Source organism: Winogradskyella luteola, assembly GCF_019203985.1.
GTDB classification, from domain to species: domain Bacteria; phylum Bacteroidota; class Bacteroidia; order Flavobacteriales; family Flavobacteriaceae; genus Winogradskyella; species Winogradskyella luteola.
The window spans coordinates 189202-213397 of sequence record NZ_JAGSPD010000002.1; the positions used below are offsets into that span (position 1 = coordinate 189202).

Sequence of the window (24196 nt, forward strand, 5' to 3'; positions counted from 1 at the left end):
AATCGATGAGTACTGATTTAAGAAAAAAAGGCTTGAGAAAAAGGCTATCAAATATTTATGGTACGGATATAGGATATTATATTATTAGGCCTATTTATAAAATATATGAGTTTGTACTCAAAATGATACCAGACGATGTTTTGGTAAAACATAGTTTTAAAAAACATATGGGTTACCCTCTAGATCTTAACAATCCCAAAACCCTAAATGAAAAAATCAATTGGCTAAAAGTTAATCATAAGAAAGATATACATACTATCATAGCAGACAAGTATAAGGTAAGGGCTTATGTAGAAGAAAAGATTGGAGAGGAGTATTTAATTCCACTACTCTATCACACCAAAGACCCAGAAGATATTAGACCTGAGAACTTACCAGATGTAGATCATATTATAAAATGTAATCACGATAGTTCTGGCGGTGTAGTAGTAAAGGATAAATCTGCTATAGATTGGGTACAAACCAGAAAACGGTTTAAACGTCTCCTAAAGTCCAATCACTATTACAGTACCAGAGAATGGCAGTACAAAAATATTGAACCAAGGATTGTTGTAGAGGAATTGTTAAATATGGAAGACGGAAACCTCCCTGATGATTACAAAATACATTGTTTTCATGGTAAGGTACAATTCTTCGGTGTAGATGTAGATAGGCATTTACCAACACGAGGTAGAAATATATACGACACTAACTGGAATCTTTTGCCATGCAATTGGGGAAGGCCAAACGGAAGAGAGTTGCCGAGACCAGAAAATTTAGAGGAAATGATAGCTTTGGCAGAAAAACTAGCGGAAGATTTTGTGTACTTGAGAGTAGATTTTTATTCTGTAAAAGGAAAAACCTATTTTGGTGAATTAACCCTACATCAATCCTCTGGATTTAGAAAATTTTGGCAAAAAGAATGCGATGAAGAATTCGGGAAATTATTGGATATTAAACATTTAATTAATAAAAAAGTAACAAGCCCTTAATATAGAAATCATGAATTTTGTTTTGTTTCCCAGCGCACAACAAAACAAAAAGACATGAAAAAAATGAGACAAGCAATTTCTGGTTTCTATAGAGAAACTGACTTAGGTTATTTAATGTTAAAACCATTTTATAAAGCATATGAGCTTGGACTAAGATTGGTTTCAGATAAGTTTATTATTAAAAACAGTTTTAAAAAGCACATGGGTTATTCTATAGATTTAGATAACCCACTAACCTTAAACGAAAAAATTAATTGGTTAAAGCTGTATGAAAGGAAAGAACTGCATACAAAAGTAGCAGACAAATATAAAGTTAGAGATTATATTGAAAGAACTATTGGCGGTGAGTATTTAATTCCTTTGCTTTTTCACACGAAAGACGCAAGAGATATAAAAAAGAAGAACTTACCAGATACAGAGTTTATTATAAAAACAAATCACAATAGCTCAGGAGGTATCATTGTAAGAGACAAGTCTAAGGTTAAATGGAAAAAAGTAAGAAAGAAACTAAAACGGTTGATGAATGAAAACCATTATTATTCTACACGAGAGTGGCAATATAAAAATATTGAGCCAAGGATTGTTGTAGAAAAACTTTTAACCTATAGTGACGGTAGCATACCAGAAGACTTTAAACTGCACTGTTTTAATGGTAAACTAGCATTTATAATGGTCGATTTGGGAAGGCATAGTGATAAAAGATATAGAAATATATATGATAAAGAATGGAATCTATTGCCCTGTAATTGGGGAAGACCAAATGGCGATGATGTTGAGAGACCATCTAATCTAGAGGAAATGATACAACTTGCTGAAAAAATTGCCAAAGACTTTATATATGTAAGAGTAGATTTCTACTCGGTTCGTGGTAAAACATATTTTGGAGAGTTAACGTTTCATCATGCATCTGGGCTTCAAAAGTTTTTTCAAAAAGAATGGGACTATAAATTTGGCAAGCAGTTAAATATTAAGAAATTTGATGAATAATAAAATAAAAATCTTTTTCGTTTTACCAACACTTTTTGCAGGTGGCGCAGAAAGAGTCATGTCTTTTGTTTCGCAAAATTTAGATAAAGAAAAGTTTGATGTCACACTGGTTGTAATCGGTTTAGAAAAGGAAAGCAAGTATCCTGTATCTGGTATACCTGTAATACATTTAAACAAAAAACGCGTAATGAGAGGCGTTTTCTCACTTTCTCGTTTAATAAAAAAACAAAAGCCCCAGATTGTAGTCAGCTCAATTTCTCATTTAAATGCCGTTATGGGTTTAATTTCCATTGTGTTTCCAAAAATCATTTTTGTCGGGAGACATGCAAGTATACTCAATAAAGCCCATGCTGTAAAGAAATCATTTTTTCAATCATTTTTCGATTACTTTTCATACGGTACAAGACAACTAGACCATTTCATTTGCCAGTCAGTAGACATGAAGCAAAGTATAATAGATTTTCACAATATAGATAGTGACGCTATTAGCATAATCAACAACCCAATCACCCAAACGGATATTATAAAAACCAATACCAACAAAAGTGGCATAAAAAAGTTTATCACGGTTGGCAGATTAAGCCATACAAAGGGTCAAATGAGAATCCTTGAGGTATTAAAAAAACTTACTATTCCTTTTCATTATACAATTATAGGCGATGGTCCTTTATATAATGGCGTAGTTAATAGAATAAAAGAATTTGGATTAGAAGAAAATGTAACCCTAATTAAATTTACGGATCAGGTATTCGACCATCTAATTGAGCACGATATGTTTCTACAAGGCTCATATTCCGAAGGTTTTCCTAACGCACTTTTAGAAAGTTGTGTCGTTGGTGTGCCCGTAGTCGCTTTTAATTCTCCGGGAGGAACTAAAGAAATCGTAGAAAACGGAATTAACGGGTATTTGGTTGAAGACCAAGACGAATTTGTAAAAAGACTTTCGGAAAACAAAGATTGGGATCCTGAAGTGATTAGGGAATCTGTATACAAGAAATTTAATAAAAACAAAATAATAAAGGATTACGAACATCTATTCATAGAGGTTTTAAGAAAAAGATAATTGATTGATTAGCCTATTTATTTATCAACTTAAACCAACAGAATTATGAGAAAAATTGTCGATGCAACCAAAAACATTCTTGAAAAAGGCAGATGGTATGCCTTTCATAAGGAACAAAACAATACAGCAAGAAAGCATCTCAAAAACATTGAAGCGGCAAAAGGAAAGCTCGATGCAAAGAATATTAAACTGTGTAAAGAATATTCAAAAGATGTATTTGGACATGAGAGGTACGCACAATGGCTAATCGTCTATACAACTTATACCAGAGAGTTTAGAGAAGGTTGGATTCCAGATAATTATTACGGAGAAGTTGTTCTCCCCCAGCTAAATGGCGAATACGGAAGAATCAGTAACCGAAATGCAGTAATCACCCAACTGTTAAAAGAGGAAGACACCTTAGATATCTGCTACTATGTCAACAGGTATTTTTTAACCACGGATTACAAAGTATTAAATGACGAGGCATTAAAAACATTACTTTTCTCTCAACATGAAAAAGTCGTTTTTAAACTCGAAAACTCGCGTCAGGGAAAAGGTATATATGTACTTAATGAAAAATCTTTTGATGCTAACGAAATAAGAAAACTGGGCAATGGTGTTTTTCAGAAATTTATTGAGCAACATCCCTTTTTCTCGCAGTTTAGCACATCATCAGTAGCTACAATCCGTATTACATCTATGTGCGATGACAATGGAGTACCACAGGCAAGAACTGGTTTTTTTAAATTTGGAAATGAAAATGACGAATATATAAAGTCAAGTTCTGCAATCTATATTCCTTTTGATGTTAAAACGGGTAAACTCAGTCACGAAGCTTATACCTATTATTGGAAATTGTTGAAACAACTTCCTGGTAATGATTTTGCTTTTGGAGGAAAAGAATTGCCCTCATTCAACGATTGCCTAGCAGAAGTTAAAAGAGCTCACAGCCAAATACCGTTTGTAAGATGTACAGGTTGGGATATAATTTTAGACAAATATAATAAGGTTAAAATAATTGAAGTCAATGGCGGGCACAACGGAATCACACTGAATGAGACAACATCGGGTCCAAATTTTAAAGATTTAGGTTGGGAAAATTTGAGAAAGACTAAATAATAGTAGTCATTTGAGCTATTAAACACGAAAAATGCTCAACAAATCGAAGAAATATATGGTTACAGTTAGTAACCATTATATTTGGCCAAGAAACAAAATCAATAATTTTCAAGCTCTAAAAATCTACCTACTAGATTTCAGTTTTATTGAACTTACGATTGAAAATTATTGATTCAAGCTAATTTGCCTTTAAGCAACTGCTTTTGTTTCAAATAGTTTAATACAATAAATTAATGGCCCCAAAGACCAAAAAAAATATAGCCATACTTAGTATTACTCTGGGTAGTGGTGGCGCAGAAAAGGTTATAAGTCTTCTTTTAAAAGAGCTAAGGAAGGATTACAATGTTACTTTGGTGCTTTTTCATAATTCTATACATTTTCCCATTCCAGATGATATTGCAATAAAAATACTTTCAGATAATCCGCCAGACAGGGCATTTTATTTAAAGTTTATAGACACGTTTGGATATATCATTAAGTATTACCGCTTTGTTAAACGCAATAAGATTGGTATCTCAATATCATTTCTTGCATTTCCAAATCTTATAAACGGAATCGTTTCAACCTTCAATAAAAAAGTAAAAACTATTATCAGTGAAAGAGGATTTCCTTCAGACAATGTAACGAGTAAACTTTCATTTTATATTTCAAAACTGTTCTACCCTATTTTTTATAATAAGTGCCATAAATTGTTTTCCAACTCGGTACACATCAATAATGATTTAAAAGATAATTTCGGTATTAAAATTCCAATGGAAGTTATATACAATCCTATTGAATTACCACAGCAAACCATTGAACCCGCCAGTCTTAATATAAATACAGAAAAACTAAAAGGCATAACAGCTGGCACGCTCAATAAAAGAAAAAACCAAATTATGATTGTTAGAGCTATTGAAGCTTCTAATTTAAACTATGATTTTACCATTCTCGGTGGTGGTGATTTAGAAAACTACCTTTCAGAAGAAATTCGTAAAGCCAATCTCGAAAAAAGTGTGGTACTTGGTGGTAAAGTAAAAAATGTAAATGAGCACCTATTATCTAACCACTATTTTGTGCTGTGTTCGTTTACCGAAGGTTTTCCAAATGCTTTGTTAGAAGCCATGGCAATTGGGTTACCTTGCATTTCGTCCAATTGTCTTTCGGGTCCCTTGGAGTTATTAAATGAGAATAAAGAGATTACTATAAATGATGGCGAATTTTACATAGGAAAATATGGGCTTCTCGTTAATAATGATGACCATATTGGCTTGAGCAAGGCTATGGATTATTTTCATAACAATCCAAATGAAAGAGAAAAATTTAGTGCGCTTAGTTTACAGCGTGCAACACAATATAATTTAGAAAATATATACGCTAAGTTTAAACAGTTTATAGAAAGTTAATTAACCAAACATATGTGTGGAATTAATGGCATAATAGCTAAGACCAACCGAAATAAGAATGAGATAACCTCTATTCTTAATAGTATGAATGATCTTATCATTCACAGAGGCCCTGATGAAGACGGGTTGTTTTCAGAAGAAAACGACACATTCTCTGTTGGTATGGGAATGCGACGTTTATCTATTATAGATTTATCTTCTGGTCAGCAACCAATTTTTTCTGATGATAAGCAGATTGTAATCGTTTTTAATGGAGAAATCTATAACTATAGAATCATAAAAGCTAAGCTAGAATCCGAAGGTGTTAGCTTTAAAACATCGAGTGATACTGAAGTTATTTTAAAAGCTTACGAAAAGTATGGTGTTGAGTCGTTTCAATGGCTAGATGGTATGTATGGCTTTAGCATTTATGATAAGACAAAGAACAAATTATTTATTGCGCGAGATTTCTTTGGTGAAAAACCATTGTATTACACACATACAGAAAAGGAATTTATATGGGCTTCAGAACTAAAATCAATTATCAACACTATTGATTTTACACCTAGCATTTCTAAAAAAGGTTTGAACCTCTATTTTAGACTAACGTATATTCCTGCACCGCACACAATCTATGAAAATATATATAAGTTAGAAGCTAATCATTATATGGAATACGATCTAGCATCTCACCAAACCACAATACATAAGATTAATGCCGAGCCTCAACCAAATACTATAGATATTTCTTTTGATGATGCCAAAGCAAAAACCAAGGAGTTGGTTTATAATAGCGTAGACAGCAGATCTATTGCAGATGTTGGCTTGGGTACGTTTTTATCTGGTGGAGTGGATTCGTCCATTATTTCACTTTGTCTTTCCCAAACCACAGATAAAAAAATAGATACGTTTTCTATAGGATTTAGAAAGGCATCTTACGATGAGACCGATAAATCTAGGGTTGTAGCTAAAATGATAAAGAGCAATCATCATGAATTTATTATTGATGAAGACGATTTAAAGAATAACATCCACGATATATTAGTCAATTTTGATGAACCATTTTCTGATACAGCTGCACTACCCACTCACCTATTATCAGAAAAAACCAGAGAGCACGTCACAGTGGCGTTAACAGGCGATGGCGGTGACGAAGTCTTTGGTGGTTACAACAAGTATTACATTGGTATAATGAATAAGAGGTATACAGGAGTGATACCAAAAGGCATACACAAAACTATATCGAGATTAAGCAATAAATACCTTGTTGAAAAAGACGATAAACGCGGTAGAAACTTTAAGATTAATAAATTATTAAATGCCATAGACTACGATGGTGATTTCTATTGGGACATTATTTCTTTAGCAAACACCAGTAATCAACTCAAGGAAATTATGAAGCCAGAGTATTTTGAAAACAATCTTTTTCAAGAATACAAAGATGTACTCGGCAAACAAAAGATCGAAACCTTAACCGACTTTAGATTGGTAGATAAAATTCTGAGTTTAGAAGGCGGAATGCTTGCCAAAGTAGATAGAACCAGCATGATGACATCTTTAGAGTGTAGAGCTCCATTTTTAAATAAAGAGATTTGGGAGTTTACCAATACATTACCAGAAAGCTACTTAATGAAAGGCTGGAACAAAAAACACATTTTAAAAGAAGCATTTAGAGATCAATTTCCTGATGAGTTTTTAGAAAAAGGCAAAAGTGGTTTCGGTAGCCCAACTGGCGATTGGTTAAGACAAAGTTTGCGTAAAGAACTAGAAAGTTACATAGATACTGATATGCTTAAAGCACAAGGTATATTTAACGTAGAGATAATTACAAAATTGGTGAAAGATCATTTAGACAGCAAGAAAGACAGTACATTTAGGGTATGGTCGTATTATTGTTTTCAAAAGTGGTACAAGTATAATTTTCTCAAGCAGAATTAAAACGAGATGGACAAAAAAAGAATATTACTTATAGCATCTTACGATGGCTCTCTTATAAGATTTAGAGGCGACTTTATAAAAAGTCTTGTTGATAGTGGTTTTGAAGTATTTGCAGCAGCTCCAAGTTTTGCTAAAAAAAACAGTCAAGACATAAAGAAGCTTGGTGCTACCCCAATTGAATTTAACTTGCAGCGTACAGGTCTTAATCCTTTAAAGGATTTTAAATCCATAAAAGAGTTAAAATCCATCATAAAGGACAATAAAATAGATTTAGTTTTTCCATATACCGTTAAACCAGTTATCTATGGCTCAATGGCAGCAAATATGTGCAAAGTACCTGTAGTTTCTTTAATTACTGGTTTAGGTTATACATTTACCGGGTTAACTAAAAAAGCGCGAACACTTCAACGTTTTAATGAAACCCTATATAAACTGTCCATAAGAAAAAACAGATCCATTGTATTTCAGAATAGAGATGATTATCAGCTGTTTTTAGATAGAAATGTAATTTCCAAAGAACAGAATGTAGATTTTGTTAGTGGTTCTGGCATTAATCTTAAGAAGTTTAGATTTAAGGAAAAGAATGCCTCAGATAAGGTAAGTTTTCTTTTTATTGCCCGATTAATCAAAGAGAAAGGGGTTGCGCTATATACAGAAGCCGCAAAAATTTTAAAGAAAAAATATCCCCAGACAGAATTTCATGTCATTGGAGCTCCAGAAATATCACCTTCAGCAATTAGTCTCGAAGAACTTGACGAATTGCACAAAGAAGGAGTTATTATTTTTCACGGAAAACAATCTAATATTGAAGAGCATTTACATAAAACCGATATTTTTGTATTGCCTAGCTATTATAGAGAAGGGCTTCCAAGAACCACTTTAGAGGCAAATGCATGTGGGAACCCAATTATCACAACAGACTCTGTAGGATGCAGAGAAGCTGTTAAGGAAGGTGTAAATGGGTTTTTAATTGAGCCACAAAACTTAGATGCACTGATAAAACCTATGGAATATTTTATCACCAATCCTAATAAAATAAAGGAAATGGGAATTAATAGTAGAACATATGCCGAAGAACGTTTTGATGTTAATATTATTAATAATGACCTTATAGAGATTATAAATAAAGCCCTTAATTAATTTTTCAAATATTTGAAAACTAAATATTTAGAATTATGAAACTTTACCATATAATAAAACGTACAGCTGATTTTTTCGCAGCATTGATTAATATAATTATTGCGTCTCCAATATTACTTACGCTCATAGTGATATTGGCCATAGCAAATAAAGGCAAGCCTTTTTTCTATCAAACCAGAACTGGCAAAAACGGAAAACTATTCACTATCATTAAGTTAAAGACCATGAATGATAAAACCGATAGTGAAGGTAACCTTTTACCCGTAGTACATCGCATCACAAAGATTGGTGATTTTTGCAGAAAATATTCTTTAGACGAAATTCCGCAACTGTTTAATATTTTAAAAGGTGATATGAGTTTAGTTGGTCCTCGCCCACTTTTGCCAAAGTATTTGCCGCTTTACACTGAGGAACAAAACAGGAGGCACGAGGTTACACCTGGTATTACCGGATGGGCTCAAGTAAACGGAAGAAATACTATAAGTTGGGAACAAAAATTTGAATACGATGTTTACTATGTTGATAACCAGTCTTTTTTACTAGATTTAAGAATTATTTTTAAAACTATAGACAAGGTCATTAGTAGAAAGGATGTTAATCATTCTGATAATGATGATATGCCAATATTTACAGGAACAAAGAATATTTAAACGATTTTTATGTCGCTTAAATTCAAAATGAAGTCTAGAGGCTTATGCTCTACATCCATATATTTGTGTGAAGCATAATGAATGTTTTTTCCATTATCTATGAGGCCAAGAGTATTCCATCCTAATTGGTTAGGCGAAATGAAGTCTTTCTTTAAGTTATCTGCAATGTACCAATAATTGCAATTTGGAAATTCAGATTCAATAATTCTAAAGTTATTAATATTTGGTTTTTCCGTACCAATATCTTCCGATATTATTACTTTATCGACCAAATCAGTAATGCCAAGAGCATTGATTTTTGCCCTTTGCGTTTTAGATCTACCATCAGTTATAATTCCTATTTTACCCTGTTTAGCCTTAACAGAATTAATCATTTCCATAGCACCTTCAAACAATTCAATATTGGGAATATGGTTTCGATACATATCGATTAACAATTGTATCTCAACATTATATTCTGAACTTAAAAGCTTAAAGACATTTTTATTGTTACGATATAATGAAAACATATTAATATACAAGGACTTGTGATTTTTTACCTCAAGTTTTTGTGCAATATACTGGTAAGCTGATTTTAAAAAATCTAACTCATTATAAAGTGTGTCATCGAGATCAAAAACAACGACTGTATTAGTATTAACCTTTATATCCATGCACTAAAATTTCATCATCATATCTAATCATAAGCAAATCGCTTTCCCAAGAGTTAAATTTGTCTTCAATATTATTTTCTAACAAATATTCTTCAATAATCCATTTGGGAAAATTAGCGCCAGCTAAGTAAGACAAAGGAAAACCACCACCAAATCTAGGATTTATTTCAATAGCATAGATTTTGGATTCGTCATTATTATGCAGAAAAAATTGAGCCGTAATACAGCCAACAGCTCCGTCTATGTGTAGAAGATGTTGTCTTATATATTTAACCAATATATTGTTTTGTGTTAATGCCTTGTATACTTCACCATCCCTGACCTCTAAACGTTTTCTTGGCACAGCACATTTTAATTTATTGTTTTTATCATAATACAAATCACAGGTAAACTCAGTAAACTCATTATGATCTAAGTATTCCAAAAACATCAGTTTTTCATTTTCAAAATGATAGTCCGTTAATTCACTCTTTTTATTTATTACATAAGTATCAACACTTCTGCTACCGTCATAAGGCTTAATAAACATAGGAAGAGAGTAATTATCTTTCCCATACTCTTTTGCGACCCTCAACCCTTTAGTTTCAAAGAAGCTATGTATAGACCTTTTGTCACGGCATTTTGTGATAAAGTCTATCGAGGAGATAACAACCGAGACACCTTTTTCTTCTAAACGTACTTTATTTTGTGCTAATTGAAGTAGCTCCGTGTCAATAGTTGGTATAATAAGTTTTATGTTGTGTTGCTGACATAGACTTATAAATTCTTCAAAATATAAATCTTCATTCAATCTTGGAACTTCAAAATAATGGTCAGCTATCTGGCAAGCTGCAGAGAGTTTAGGTGTAGAATCAGAAGCAAATACTTTAGACTCGGGGAAAAATTTCTTTAGCTCTTTTTGAAAAGATCTAACCAATGACACACGTCTTCCTGCAGAAGTAATTAAAATGTTCATCTTATTTAGTTAAGGGCAAAATAATATTGATAATGTAATGAAAAACAAATATAATTTTGTTGGTCAACTATTTAGAATTGTTCCTATATAAAGCATATTAATTGGTTGAAACATCAATTAAACTATTCTAAAAATACTTTGGCTACCCAATAGAGTTAAGTATGGCTTCAAATGGGTCAACAGCAGTGTTGTATTATTGAATTTAAACAAACAGATTATTTAATAAACAAACTTAAAACAGCTTGGTATAAACATTTAATCTCACTCACAATCAACAACGTAAATATCTGCCTTTTATCGTCTTTATTTGGGCAGTCCCACTTTATTAACGCATATTTAACCGATTTTTAGATCGTGTCCCAAATCCCTCTAAGACATGAAATTGAGAAAGTAATATCAATTACTTAACAATTTTTGCTTATGAAACCTAAAATATGGTTATCGTCACCTCATATGAGTGGTGTTGAAGAGACTTACATAAAACAAGCTTTTGAAGCTAATTGGGTTGCACCATTAGGGCCAAATGTCAATGGCTTTGAGAATGATTTACAATCTTATCTTAATGAAGACCGATATGTTGCCGCATTGGCATCTGGTACTTCTGCCCTGCACTTAAGCCTTATTTTATTAGGTGTTACCAATGGTGATGAGGTTGTTTGCCAGAGCAAAACGTTTTCGGCATCAGCAAATCCAATTGTGTATCAAGGAGCTACTCCCGTTTTTGTGGATAGTGAAAAAGACACATGGAATATGTGTCCAGAGCAATTAGAGACTGCTATTAAGGATAGGATTGAAAAAGGCAAAATACCAAAAGCAATCATACCAGTACACTTATATGGCATGCCATACAAAGTCAACGAAATTCACAAAATCGCCAAAGAATACAACATACCAGTAATTGAAGATAGTGCAGAGTCATTGGGAAGTCACTATAATGGACAAAATTGTGGCACTTTTGGTGATCTTTCAATACTCTCATTCAATGGTAATAAAATTATAACTACATCTGGTGGTGGTGCTTTGGTAACCAGAACTGAAGAGCACAAAGAAAAAGCTGTTTTTTTAGCTACTCAAGCCAGGGATGATGCACCACATTACCAACACTCGCATATAGGTTATAATTACAGAATGTCTAATATCGTTGCAGGTATTGGCCGTGGACAAATGACAATTTTAGATAGCCATGTAACAAAGCGTCGGTCTAATCACGAACTGTATAAAAAGACATTTTCAAGCAATAATAAAATTACATTTTTAAATGAACCAGAAGGCCATTTCTCAAATCGCTGGTTATCTACTATATTATTAGATTCTAAGACTACGAGAGAAGGTTTGAGGTTGGCTTTAGAAAAAGAAAATATTGAATCGAGACCTTTATGGAAGCCAATGCATCAGCAACCTGTTTTCAAAAATGCACCTAGATACCTAAATGGTGTTTCAGATGATTTATTTGAAAGAGGACTTTGTCTTCCTAGCGGATCGAATCTTACTAATGAGCAATTGGATAGAGTAATTTCTGCCATAAATACGTATTTTGCAGTATGTTAGTGGAGTTTCTAAATAGAATATCTCAACGGTACGCCTCTAAATGGTTAGTACTATTATTTGACGTATGTATTGTTATAGCCACTTTTTTTCTGGCATTTTTAATTCGATTCAACTTTAAGGTAGATTTCGATTTTTTTACGGCCTTAAAACAAACACCATATGTGGCCTTAGCGGCTGCAATTAGTTTAATCGCTGTAGGATCTTACAAAGGTGTTGTTAGGTTTACTGGATTTAAGGATATAGTCAATGTCATTATTGGGGCTAATATTTTAGCTACGATTCTTATTTGCTGTACATTTTTGAGCAGAAAATTTTTGGGTGATAATAACCTGTTTGATATTTCTGGCTCTATTATATATATACACTTGTTGCTCAATATACTATTTTTAATTGGAGCAAAATTATTTATAAAATCACTTTACAATCAAATTACGCAAGATTTTAATACAATTTCCAATGTGTTGATTTTTGGAGCTGGTAATTCTGGTATGCTTACCTATGATGCCATCCAAAACGATACCAAAAGTGGCATTGAGGTTGTTGGTTTTATTGATGATGACGAACGTAAAATAGGCAAAAAAATAAACCTACTTAAGGTTTACAGCATTGATGAGATTAATGAAGCATTTATTAAGAAGAATAATGTAGAATATGTTATTATCTCCATTCAGAATATCGACCCCACACGACTATTACAAATAACAGGAAGTTTATTCGCCTTAGAGCTTAAGGTAAAAATAGTACCTCCTGTACAAAGTTGGATAGATGGAGATTTAAGCGTAGGTCAAATAAAAGAGGTGAAAATAGAAGACCTCTTGGGCAGAGATCCAATCAATATTAAAAATCCAGATTTAGAAGATCAGTACGATAATAAGGTTATTTTAATTACCGGAGCTGCTGGTTCTATTGGTAGTGAAATATGTAGAAAGGTCAGCTTGTACAATTATAAAAAGTTAATTCTTGTGGATAATGCTGAATCCGCATTGTATGATATTCAGCAAGAATTTAGACAACAAGGTCTAACCAATATAGATGCTATTGTTGCTGACGTAAGAAATAAATCTAGAATCGATCAAATATTTAACCTATACAAGCCAAAGATAATTTTCCATGCCGCAGCTTATAAGCATGTACCATTAATGGAAAATAATCCATTTGAAGCTGTTAGTGTAAATATAGGCGGTACTAAAAATGTAGCTGATATTGCAGTGAAGCATAGTGTAGATAAGTTTGTTTTGATCTCAACGGATAAAGCCGTAAACCCAACTAATGTTATGGGTGCAACCAAACGAATTGCAGAACTTTACGTCACTTGTCTTAAAGGCAAAGGACATACTAAATTCATCACCACAAGGTTTGGTAATGTGTTAGGTTCTAATGGTTCTGTAATTCCGCTATTTAAAAACCAGATAGAAAAAGGCGGTCCTTTAACCGTAACGCACAGAGAGATAACGCGTTATTTTATGACAATTCCCGAAGCATGCCAATTAGTATTAGAAGCAGCGGCTATGGGTAACGGTGGTGAGATATTTGTTTTTGATATGGGAGAGCCTATCAAAATTTTCAATTTGGCCACAAACATGATTGTACTTTCTGGTTTGCGTTACCCTGAAGATATAGATATTAAAATTACCGGATTAAGACCTGGGGAAAAAATCTATGAAGAACTATTGGCTGATGGAGAGAACACTAAAAAAACGTATCACGAAAAAATAATGATCGCAAAATCAAGACATGTAGATATTGACGCTGTGGAAAAACAAATAAATACGCTTACAAACATCAATACCTTAACGCAGCCATTAGAAATAGTGTCATTAATAAAAAAACTAATACCAGAATATATTTCTAATAATTCCACATACGAAGTATTGGATACAAAGAAATAACCCTAATTATAAACTATACCAAAAAACTACAAATGAAAACTCGTAACCTTTTTATTCCATTGTTAGCCATTTTTATGTTATCCTCTTGTGGCTCACGTAAAAATATTGTTTACTTTCAGGATGAGCCTTTAGAAAGTGGTGTTTTAATGTCCGAACCCAAACAATTAGTTTATAAACCAGACGATATTTTAACGATCAATGTCGCTGCTTTAGACCCAGATACGGTAAGACCATTTAATTTAGCATTGGTACAAGGTGGTAATACGGATATTGTTTCTGCCAGAGGCGGAATGCAACAACAAACATATTTAGTGGATTACGATGGTAATATTGAGTTTCCTGTGTTAGGAACTTTACAAATTGCTGGATTGACCAGAACAGAACTCACAGATATGCTAACCGAAAAGATAAGCGAATATGTAACCAATCCTATTGTAAATGTGAGGTTAGCAAACTTTACCGTAACGATTTTAGGAGAGGTGAGAAATCCTGGTACATTCACCATACAAGACGAGAGAATCACAGTTTTAGAAGCATTGGGCTTAGCAGATGATTTAACCATTTTTGGAAAACGTAAAAATGTGATGCTAATAAGAGAGGTTGATGGAAAAAAGAAATATGCCAAAATGGATCTTACCACCGTCAATGTTGTTAACTCACCAGTATACTATTTACAACAAAATGATGTTATATACGTTGAGCCAAACAATGCCAAGATTCGCTCATCTACGTACAACCAAAATAATTCAGTATTAATCTCTGCTATTGGTACACTAACAACTGTTATAGCTGTATTCTTAGTAAGATAAAATTTCATATTCATATTCTTCATGGAATCTAAACCAAATTCAGTAACTGCAGATATAAAACAAAGAATAGAGCTTTTCCTTTCCTATTGGAAATGGATAGTGCTTTGTGTTGTTTTAGCTATTGCATTAGGCTTTACTTATTTGCGATATACAACATATGAATACAAGGCTACGGCAACTATTAAAATAAGAGATGAAAAGCAAGCCAATAAATTACCTAGTATTGAAGAAATAAATAGTGAAGGCTTATTCTCTGGTGGTACAGATAAGATTAAGGATGAAATTCAGATTATAAAATCGCGTACTTTGATGGCGAACATCATCAAAATGCTAAACTTAAACATTAGAGTTTTTGAACAGGGCAAAATAAAGGAAAAAGAACTATATGTTAACCCGCCTGTGAGTGTAAGTTTTTTTGAAAGCGACTCCGTTATACATAATACAAAAGCAAATCTTTATCTAAAAATTAAATCGGATACAGAATTTATCTTGTTTAAAGATGATGGCAAATCATTTATAGACAGAGATGAGTCTGAAGGTAAAGTTTATGCGTTTGGAGACAAAATCGAAACAAGTTATGGAGGTATTGTTGTTGTACCCAATGTAGGCTCTCATGCTCCTAGAAAAGGCAGTAATCTTAAAATTACAATTACTCCTGTTGTAAAACTTGTAAGCCATTATCAAAAAAGCGTGAGTGCTTTTACCGAAAAAGGTTCTAGTGTTGTCGAATTAGAGTTAAAAGAAACTGTCGCACAAAAAGCTGTCGATTTCTTAGATCAACTCATTATTGAATATAACAATGATGTCTTACACGATAAGGAAGAGGTTGTGAGAGTAACTTCAGAATTTATTAATAAACGTTTGGAGCAAGTACAAGAAGAATTGGGAGAAGTAGAATCTAACGCACAGCAGATACAGCAACAAAATAATCTTACGGATCTGGGCTCACAGACCAATCTAAACTTACAAGCCAAGAAGCAACTAGAACAGCAGATTTCTACCACAGCCACTAATATTCAAATGATTTCTTATTTACAGGAAGAAATGAATGATGAAAATAAAATTAGTGATATGCTACCTGCTAATGTTGGTATTGGCGACTCTAATACGGCTCAGATCATTAAAAGTCATAATGATTTAGTGGCAAAAAGAGATAAGCTACTAAAAACCTCTACCGCAAAAAACCCTACGGTTGTTCAATTAAATAATCAGATCGATGCGTTAAAAAATAATCTTGAAAGCTCATTAAGCAGTATAAAGAAAACATCAGAATTGACATTAAACAACTTAAATTCCGAAAGCAATAGAATCAGCGGACAACTTTATGCGGCACCATCAAAGGCAAGAAAATTTAGAGGTATCCAAAGGCAACAAGATATTAAGGAATCGCTTTACTTGTACTTATTAGAAAAACGTGAGGAATCTGCCATTAGACTTGGCATGTACCAACCAAGTGCTAAAATTGTGGACAGCGCATATTCGTCGTACAAACCTGTTGCTCCAAATAAAACAATTACATATTTGGCATCGTTTATTTTTGGCCTCATGATTCCTTTAGGTCTAATTTATGTGTCCGATTTACTGGATACTAAACTTTATAGAAAAGACGATTTGGTAAATATATTAGATATACCATATTTGGGTGATATTCCAAAATCGCCTAAAAAGATGAAGCTGGTAAAAAAAGCGGATTATTCACCTAGAGCTGAAGCGTTTAGAATCGTAAGATCTAATGTAGATTTTATGCTCAAAGGTGTTAGCGGTAGAGCTAAAAAACTATTTGTTACATCTACAAAGGCGCAAGAAGGCAAATCCCACACAAGCACTAATTTGGCAACTTCAATTTCCTATTCCAACAAATCTGTTTTATTAATAGAAATGGATATCAGGGTTCCAAAAATTTTGGATTATTTGGATATAAAGGAAAAGCCTAAAAAAGGACTGACAGATTTCTTAGCGGACAACTCTGTTAAACCTCAAGATATAGTAATGAAGCAAAAGGACAATAGTTTCTTCGATATCATACCATCTGGTACTATTCCACCTAATCCATCAGAATTATTGATGAGCGATAGAGTTGAGGAACTTTTTAAGCATTTTGAAAAGAAATATGATTATATCATTGCAGATACTTCTGCCGTTGGTTTGGTAAGCGACACCTTGCTGATTTCTAAATATGCAGACATGTTTATATATGTTGTCAGTGCGGATGGTGTTGATAAAAGACAGCTTGTGCATGTTGCTAAAACGTTATACGACGAGAAGCGATTACCAAATATGACAATGCTATTAAATGGCGTTAAACACGGAAAGAAAGGTTATGGCTATGGTTACGGCTATGGGAATAACCCAAATAAGAAAAAGAAGTGGTATCAATTTTCTTAATTCAAGATTCAAAAATCTAAAATAAAAAAAATGCCTTGTCTTACAGATGAGGCATTTATAGTTTTCTTCGCCTTTTTTCAGATTTCAATAAAGAAAGTTCTCTATTGGTTTGCCCAGCAACAGAAGTATTCTCCTCTGCCCTTCTTATTAAATATGGCATCACATCTTTTACCGGTCCAAAGGGAATATACTTAGCCACATTGTAGCCTGCAGCTGCCAAATTATAACTAATATGGTCGCTCATACCGTATAATTGTCCAAACCATACATTATTATCTTTTTTGTTGACATTAAATTTTTCCATGAGTTCCATTGCCAGATAGCAGCTTTCCTCATTATGCGTTCCAATGAAAACAGAAATATCACTAAGGTTTTCTAAAATATATTTTAATGTGTTGTTGAAGTTATCGTCAGTCGCTTTTTTGTTTTCACATATTGGTGATGGATAGCCTTTATCCTCTGCCCTTTCGCGCTCCTTTTCCATATAGGCACCTCTCACAATTTTCATTCCTATTTTAAACCCACCATTATTGGCACGTTGATGTAGTTTCTTTAGGTAATCTAAGCGATCCCATCGATAGGTCTGCAACGTATTGTAAACTATGGTTTTATCTTTATTATAGCGACGCATCATATCTTCAACCAAGTCGTCTGCTGCATCTTGCATCCAACTTTCCTCTCCGTCAATTAAAACCTCGACATCTTTCTCTTTTGCGAGTTTGCAAACGGCATCAAATCTTCCAACAATTCTATCCCATTCTTCTTGTTCTTCCTGAGTAAACTCAATACCCTCAGTCTTTTTTTGGTACAGATAAAAGCGTCCAAAACCAGTAGGTTTAAAGACTACGATTGGCATAGCTTCTCTCTCATCACAAAATCGAATAATCTTCAATATCTTCTTTAGTGCATTATCAAACTGATCTTTTGTTTCCTTACCCTCTACAGAATAATCCAATACAGAACTTACACCTTTTGTATATAGCTTGTCAATAACATGCAAACAATCTTCTTCACTAACTCCACCACAAAAATGGTCAAAAACCGTAGAACGAATTAAACCTTCAACCGGTAAATTGGCTTTGAGCGCAAAATTAGTTGCGGCTGTACCAATACGTACCAAAGGCTGTGAGGAAATCATTTTGAACAAAAAATAGGCACGTTCTAATTCAGAATCAGATTTTAAGGCAAACGCAGTGCCGGTGTCTTCAAAGAGTGAGTAGTTTATCATTTGATGGGAAATATATAATTACAAATATATTTAAACCTTAGCTTACTTTTTTCTAAAAAAAGGCAGTAATTTTAACAGCTCAAATTTTGGCTCAATTAATATATGACTTCGATAACAACCAAAAATTCCGTAGTTCACTTTAACACCAAGGTTTACAAGGAGTTAAATGCTTATATAAAGCAAACCAACCCTTCAATTATATTCGTTCTTGTAGATACAAATACCCATAACTTTTGCCTACCTAATTTCTTAGCGCAATTAGAGTCTGGTGATATTATAGTTGAAGTTATGGAGATGCCCGAAGGTGAAGATCATAAGACCATCGATATTTGTACAGGCGTATGGGAAGCCCTATCTGAGTACAATGCAGATCGTAAGAGCTTACTCATCAATTTAGGCGGAGGCGTCGTTACGGACTTGGGTGGTTTTGTGGCAAGCACGTACATGAGAGGCATAGACTATATTAATATACCAACATCATTATTAGCAATGGTTGATGCGTCTGTAGGCGGAAAAACAGGAGTTGATCTGGGAGTGTTGAAAAATCAAATTGGAATTGTCAGTGAGGCCAGCATGGTATTGATTGACACTTCCTTTTTAGAAACATTGCCTCCTAATCAAATGGTTTCTGGTTATGCCGAAATGCTTAAACATGGCTTAATCTATGATAAGAACTATTGGAAAAGCTTGATTGATTTTGAAAATTTGGACATTTCAGAATTAGACGGTCTTATATACGATTCTGTTATCATAAAAAACAAGGTAGTTACTGAAGATCCTAAGGAACAAGGTTTAAGAAAGATTCTTAATTTCGGGCACACACTCGGCCATGCCATAGAAAGTTATTTTTTGGGCAATGCAGATAAAACACCTTTATTGCATGGTGAAGCCATTGCTATTGGAATGATTTTAGAAAGTTTTATATCCAATAAATCCGAAAGTTTATCAGATCAAGAGCTAAAAGAGATAACCGAAGGTATCTTAAAAACGTTTTCGAAAGTAGAGATTGATAAAAACGACCAGAAGATAATTATTGATCTCTTAAAACATGATAAAAAGAATAGTCATGGTATCGTAAAATTTGTACTATTAGAAGCCATCGGTCAACCAAAAATTGATTGTCAGGTTACTAATGAATTGATTGTCGAAGCTTTTATGTATTATAATAGCCTAACTTAAAGATAACGTTCAGTTATTACTTGGTTATGATGGTTTTCGTGGCCAGTAATAATGTAGCCAATTGCCCTAACCGATATGGGTGAACCACTAGCCTCACCTATAAATTCTAATTGATTTGCTTCAAAGCTTTCAAAAAGTGCAATTGTACACTGTCGTACCGTCTTGTATTCACTTAAAAGATTTTCTAAATTCCTACTTTTAGTATTTCCGTTTGCTACATAATCATCTTGTTCAAAACCTGCTAAAGGTGTTTTATCTTTTCTGGCGATGCGCAATGCCCTATAGGCAAAAATACGTTCTGTATCTACAATATGTAAAAGGATGTCTTTAATTGTCCATTTACCTTCTGCATAAGCGTAGCTATGTTTAAGTAAAGGTATTTTTGAGTAGAATTCTATATTCGTATCAAGATTATATTTTAGTCCTTTTACAATATCTATATCAGCTGCATTATCGATATAAGGCTTGTAATAAGGATTGTATTCTGTTGAATGGAGTTGGTCTGAAATCATTGATGTAATTTAATAAAAAAGCTCTTAGAAGAAATAACTAAGAGCTTTAAAATAGTCTTTATATAAATTTTACATTAAAGTTCGTTGAAAATAGTATGCATTAATCGCTTTTTATCGTTGATGCTTTCCTCTAGAGATATCATCGTTTCTGTTCTATAAACGCCTTCAATATCATCTAACATAAAAATGATGTCCTTGGCATGCATGGTATCTTGCGCTCTTATTTTACAGAAAATATTGAATTTTCCTGTTGTAATATGCGCAACCGTTACATAGGGAATCTGGGTAATACGCTCTAATACAAATTTGGTCTGTGATGTATTCTGAAGAAAAACACCAACATAGGCTATAAATGAATAGCCTAACTTTTTATAATCTAAAGTTAAGGATGACCCTTTAATGATACCGGCCTCTTCCATTTTTTTAACCCTTACATGAACTGTACCTGCAGAAATCAGTAATTTTTTTGCAATATCTGTAAATGGAATACGCGTATTATCAATAAGCATATCAAGAATTTGGTGGTCTATCTCGTCTAACTTAAACTTTCCCATAAATCAATTATTATTAGTGATAATGCAAAATTAAGACATTTTATTTAAGAAATATGCATCAAAATTTAATTATTTAAAGGTTTTAGTGCGATTTTTTCATTATTTATCACTACGAAATCGATTTCGTTAGTAACTTTTAGTTCAGATTTTTCCGATGTAATAAGTAAATTTCCTTTGGCATCAATTTCGCGATGCCCAAAATAACCTTCAAAATTTGAAATGACTTCCACAATAGGTACAAACTCAATTTTACCATCAAATAATGTTTCTTTATACAGTATTGCAATGTCAGTTACAATATCTTCATTTTCTTTAAGCCTTGCGTTCCGTATGATGATGTCGTAAAATAATTTGCCGTTTTCAGGTATGTTAAAATAATCTTTATAACCAGATTCGCCAACACCTTCAGCTATAGTATACAAACCTTTTAAAATGGCCATAAATGCATAGCGTCTTACCTCTTCTCGTTTATAATCATTTGTGAAATGACCTGTTTCGTACAATAGTGTTGGCACTCCAAGATTCTGAAATGTATCACCAACACAATTGAGGTTAAAACCATCGTCATAACGCCCTATACCATCTGGTATTACAGTTTGCATCAAATCATTAATTTTTGAAATGATGGACATAGCCAATTTTCTATTCGGTGTTAATGACCGTTCTTTATCTTGTGCAGGTGATAAAAAGGACAACGTAGCAGGCACATTGCTCGTGGCTACATTATATATCGTTCGTTGGCCATGTAGATTGAAGCAGAAGTCAGGTTGAAAGTCATCAAAAACCGCTCTAAGCAATTTACTTTCTGGCTGTGATAGGTCTTGGGCATCTCTGTTTAAATCTACGCCATTAGCATTTAAACGCATATAGCGTTCAGCACCATCTGGATTTAAAATAGGAATTACCAATAAAGTACAAGTCTCCAAAATAAGATTGGGAATCGCATTATTGGTGAAAAAGAGATTAAAGCAATCAAACAAGGCTTTTGTAGTTGTAGATTCATTGCCGTGCATTTGGGACCACAATAATATTTTCTTTGGTCCCGTACCAAATTTTAAACTATAAATTGGTCTTTGTTCCACAGAATAACCAATAGTAGAAATTATAGAATCAGGATACTTAGCTAGACATTTTTCGATATCAGAATTGGTGATATAACGCCCAAATAATTTTGGGTTTTTTACTAAAGAATATAGACTATTTAAATGTTCGGATTTCATTAAAAAATTAATTGATTACAAATGTAATCATTTGTGTTTTTACAATTGTAAACAATAAAAATCGATAAAAATGTTACAATATTATACAATTTAACACGACTCATCATTACAAAACGTTAGTTCTATTGCTAAAAATTTAACACATAATATATATTGAATTTAATTATTTTAATATCAGATATTTATGTACTAAAATCAAACTTTTAATTTAAATTAATAAGATTATTTATTCAAACTATAAACGTATTTAAATACTATTGTTTACATTTGTATCGTTATTTATAGATAATAGTGAGTTTACAATGGTCAACACTACTGAATTTATAGAACGATTACAAAAAGTCATTGATTTTTACGATGAAACTGCTTCAGGTTTTGCCGAAAAAATTGGTGTGCAACGCTCTAGTATTTCTCACATTCTCTCCGGAAGAAATAAGCCCAGTTTAGATTTTGTAATGAAAGTACTTCACTCCTATCCCGAAGTTGAATTGTATTGGTTATTGAATGGAAAAGGCAGTTTTCCTAAAGCCAACCAAATTTCAGAATCACCAAGTTCAAATTTTACAGATACAACTCAAGACACAACCTCAAATCAATCAGAAATAAATTCAGATATTGAAAAGATTGTTATTTTTTACAAGGATGGAACTTTTAAAAGCTACAAGCCTTAAATTTAATTTCGCTATTCATTACCTTTGTACAAAGACTAAGAATGAAACGTTTTTTTTTATTTCCACTATTAATGATAGCCTTTGGCTGCTACGATGTAGAGCGTAACTGCAGCGAATTTAAAACTGGTAAGTTTAAGTTTAACTACACTATTGACGGTATTGAAAAAACTGGAAGATTTATCCGTACAGAGACTTTGAATATTGATTATTACGAAAACACAACAGACACCTCTTCTGTACGCTGGATAAATGATTGTGAGTTTATCCTCAAAAAGCTAAATCCAAAAACCAATGCTGAAAAAGAAGCCATCCATATGAAAATCTTGTCGACTACCGGTGCATCTTCATACACATTTGAATATAAACTGGCGGTAGATAAACCCAACCTACCGCAACGCATAGAAAAAGGTGTCGCCCATAAGATAAACTGAATATCATGTTAGACTTTTTATTGACCTCTGATGCTATAATGGCATTGATTACACTAACGTTTTTAGAAATTATCCTTGGCATCGATAATATTGTATTTATATCCATTGCCGCAAATAAACTTCCCAAAGAGCAACGTAACAAGGCTACCAATATTGGTCTTCTATTGGCCATGGTGCAGCGTATTGTTCTTTTGTTCTTTGTTTCGTTTTTGGTGGGACTAAGTGAACCTTTCTATACTGTTGAATTGAATTGGTTAACTGTAGCTATTAGCTGGCAGGCAATTATTCTATTTATGGGTGGTCTATTTTTGATTTATAAAAGTACTTCTGAAATAAGAGAAAAAGTAGAGAGCCCATCTTATGATGAAGATGGCGTAAAATCCAAAGTTATAAAATCACTATCACAGGCCATTACCCAAATTTTGATTATCGATTTTATTTTTTCTGTAGATTCTATACTCACAGCCGTAGGTATGACCAATGGTTTGCATCCAAATAATAACTATACATTGGTACTTATGATCATTGCAGTTATGATTTCCATTGCGGTTATGATTGGGTTTGCCAATCCAATACGCAAGTTTATAGACCGCAATCCCAGTATGCAAATCTTAGGCTTGGCGTTTTTAATTCTTATTGGTTTTATGCTTATTACTGAAGCAGCGCATTTATCTCATACAGAGTTTTTAGGAAAATCTGTAGGCGCTATTCCAAAAGGATATCTCTATTTCGCTATAGCATTCTCCTTGTTTGTGGAGTTTTTGAATCATAAAACCAAAAAGAAACTTTAGTGGCGATAAAATTATAGTTCAAACTGTTGTGTATTTGATGTAATTCGTGATTTTACTAATATAATAGTCTCGATACGAATTTTCGTCCTCAAAACCATTCGAACTGACGTATTATCGGATTTTTCCACTTAAAATGTATAACGGCGGGTACAATTAT

22 protein-coding genes are annotated in these 24196 nt (G+C 33.1%); 16 read left to right on the top strand and 6 right to left on the bottom strand.

Annotated features, from left to right (window positions below; all coding sequences use genetic code 11):
* The first annotated feature begins 5 nt into the window (after positions 1-5).
* The 8 genes from KCG49_RS02945 to KCG49_RS02980 all read left to right on the top strand — a co-directional run bounded on the left by KCG49_RS02945 (position 6) and on the right by KCG49_RS02980 (position 9214).
* The gene (locus KCG49_RS02945; RefSeq protein WP_218544693.1) at positions 6-971 is read left to right on the top strand and encodes an ATP-grasp fold amidoligase family protein; all 966 of its coding nucleotides are present in this window, start codon (positions 6-8) and stop codon (positions 969-971) included.
* A 54-nt stretch (positions 972-1025) separates the two neighbouring features.
* Positions 1026-1958 carry an ATP-grasp fold amidoligase family protein gene (locus tag KCG49_RS02950; protein WP_218544694.1) on the top strand — a complete coding sequence of 311 codons (933 nt, stop codon included), beginning with the start codon at positions 1026-1028 and terminating at the stop codon, positions 1956-1958.
* Complete coding sequence (locus KCG49_RS02955; RefSeq protein WP_218544695.1) at positions 1951-3021, top strand: glycosyltransferase; 1071 nt, start codon at positions 1951-1953, stop codon at positions 3019-3021. The genes KCG49_RS02950 and KCG49_RS02955 overlap by 8 nt, the downstream gene beginning before the upstream one ends.
* 45 nt (positions 3022-3066) lie before the next feature.
* Entirely contained in the window at positions 3067-4122 is a 1056-nt protein-coding gene (locus KCG49_RS02960; protein WP_218544696.1) for a sugar-transfer associated ATP-grasp domain-containing protein, read from the top strand.
* A gap of 233 nt (positions 4123-4355) precedes the next feature.
* The gene (locus tag KCG49_RS02965; protein ID WP_218544697.1) at positions 4356-5507 is read left to right on the top strand and encodes a glycosyltransferase; all 1152 of its coding nucleotides are present in this window, start codon (positions 4356-4358) and stop codon (positions 5505-5507) included.
* A gap of 12 nt (positions 5508-5519) precedes the next feature.
* A complete protein-coding gene (gene asnB / locus KCG49_RS02970) occupies positions 5520-7424 on the top strand; it encodes an asparagine synthase (glutamine-hydrolyzing) (protein WP_218544698.1) in 1905 nt (634 codons plus the stop codon).
* 6 nt (positions 7425-7430) lie between these two features.
* A complete protein-coding gene (locus tag KCG49_RS02975; protein ID WP_218544699.1) occupies positions 7431-8564 on the top strand; it encodes a glycosyltransferase family 4 protein in 1134 nt (377 codons plus the stop codon).
* 35 nt (positions 8565-8599) lie between these two features.
* Complete coding sequence (locus KCG49_RS02980; protein WP_218544700.1) at positions 8600-9214, top strand: sugar transferase; 615 nt, start codon at positions 8600-8602, stop codon at positions 9212-9214.
* Here KCG49_RS02980 and KCG49_RS02985 read toward each other — a convergent pair.
* Both KCG49_RS02985 and KCG49_RS02990 read right to left on the bottom strand, forming a co-directional pair.
* On the bottom strand, positions 9211-9867 hold the full coding sequence (locus tag KCG49_RS02985) for an HAD family hydrolase (protein ID WP_218544701.1): 657 nt from the start codon (positions 9865-9867) through the stop codon (positions 9211-9213). The two genes, KCG49_RS02980 and KCG49_RS02985, sit on opposite strands and share 4 nt — an antisense overlap.
* On the bottom strand, positions 9851-10822 hold the full coding sequence (locus KCG49_RS02990) for an ATP-grasp domain-containing protein (RefSeq protein ID WP_218544702.1): 972 nt from the start codon (positions 10820-10822) through the stop codon (positions 9851-9853). The genes KCG49_RS02985 and KCG49_RS02990 overlap by 17 nt, the downstream gene beginning before the upstream one ends.
* A 420-nt stretch (positions 10823-11242) precedes the next feature.
* On the opposite strand from KCG49_RS02990, the gene KCG49_RS02995 reads away from it, so the two are divergent.
* Genes KCG49_RS02995 through KCG49_RS03010 form a run of 4 tightly spaced genes read left to right on the top strand, consistent with a single transcriptional unit; the run spans position 11243 to position 17453 of the window.
* Positions 11243-12370 carry a DegT/DnrJ/EryC1/StrS family aminotransferase gene (locus KCG49_RS02995; RefSeq protein ID WP_218544703.1) on the top strand — a complete coding sequence of 376 codons (1128 nt, stop codon included), beginning with the start codon at positions 11243-11245 and terminating at the stop codon, positions 12368-12370.
* A complete protein-coding gene (locus tag KCG49_RS03000; protein ID WP_218544704.1) occupies positions 12364-14259 on the top strand; it encodes a polysaccharide biosynthesis protein in 1896 nt (631 codons plus the stop codon). The genes KCG49_RS02995 and KCG49_RS03000 overlap by 7 nt, the downstream gene beginning before the upstream one ends.
* 32 nt (positions 14260-14291) lie before the next feature.
* Positions 14292-15068, top strand: a complete 777-nt coding sequence (locus KCG49_RS03005; RefSeq protein ID WP_218544705.1) for a polysaccharide biosynthesis/export family protein — start codon at positions 14292-14294, stop codon at positions 15066-15068.
* 21 nt (positions 15069-15089) lie between these two features.
* Entirely contained in the window at positions 15090-17453 is a 2364-nt protein-coding gene (locus tag KCG49_RS03010; RefSeq protein WP_218544706.1) for a GumC family protein, read from the top strand.
* A 55-nt stretch (positions 17454-17508) separates the two neighbouring features.
* Here the strand turns inward: KCG49_RS03010 and KCG49_RS03015 are convergent, their stop codons facing one another.
* Positions 17509-18681: a proline dehydrogenase family protein gene (locus KCG49_RS03015; RefSeq protein WP_218544707.1), complete on the bottom strand. Its 1173-nt coding sequence runs from the start codon at positions 18679-18681 to the stop codon at positions 17509-17511.
* Between the two features lie 102 nt (positions 18682-18783).
* Here KCG49_RS03015 and aroB point away from each other — a divergent pair, with 102 nt between their 5' ends.
* Positions 18784-19860: a 3-dehydroquinate synthase gene (gene aroB, locus KCG49_RS03020; RefSeq protein WP_218544708.1), complete on the top strand. Its 1077-nt coding sequence runs from the start codon at positions 18784-18786 to the stop codon at positions 19858-19860.
* Here aroB and KCG49_RS03025 read toward each other — a convergent pair.
* The 3 genes from KCG49_RS03025 to KCG49_RS03035 all read right to left on the bottom strand — a co-directional run bounded on the left by KCG49_RS03025 (position 19857) and on the right by KCG49_RS03035 (position 22146).
* Positions 19857-20372, bottom strand: coding sequence for a DinB family protein (locus tag KCG49_RS03025; RefSeq protein WP_218544709.1), 516 nt, complete (start codon positions 20370-20372; stop codon positions 19857-19859). The genes aroB and KCG49_RS03025 overlap by 4 nt on opposite strands.
* A 74-nt stretch (positions 20373-20446) precedes the next feature.
* The gene (locus KCG49_RS03030) at positions 20447-20926 is read right to left on the bottom strand and encodes an Lrp/AsnC family transcriptional regulator (protein WP_218544710.1); all 480 of its coding nucleotides are present in this window, start codon (positions 20924-20926) and stop codon (positions 20447-20449) included.
* Positions 20927-20991: 65 nt separating this feature from the next.
* Positions 20992-22146, bottom strand: a complete 1155-nt coding sequence (locus tag KCG49_RS03035) for a M14 family metallopeptidase (RefSeq protein WP_218544711.1) — start codon at positions 22144-22146, stop codon at positions 20992-20994.
* Positions 22147-22448: 302 nt separating this feature from the next.
* Between KCG49_RS03035 and KCG49_RS03040 the strand changes: the two genes are divergently transcribed.
* Genes KCG49_RS03040 through KCG49_RS03050 form a run of 3 tightly spaced genes read left to right on the top strand, consistent with a single transcriptional unit; the run spans position 22449 to position 24039 of the window.
* The gene (locus tag KCG49_RS03040; RefSeq protein WP_218544889.1) at positions 22449-22817 is read left to right on the top strand and encodes a helix-turn-helix domain-containing protein; all 369 of its coding nucleotides are present in this window, start codon (positions 22449-22451) and stop codon (positions 22815-22817) included.
* Positions 22818-22858: 41 nt separating this feature from the next.
* Positions 22859-23248, top strand: a complete 390-nt coding sequence (locus KCG49_RS03045; RefSeq protein WP_218544712.1) for a hypothetical protein — start codon at positions 22859-22861, stop codon at positions 23246-23248.
* A gap of 5 nt (positions 23249-23253) precedes the next feature.
* A complete protein-coding gene (locus KCG49_RS03050) occupies positions 23254-24039 on the top strand; it encodes a TerC family protein (RefSeq protein WP_218544713.1) in 786 nt (261 codons plus the stop codon).
* Positions 24040-24196: the final 157 nt, after the last annotated feature.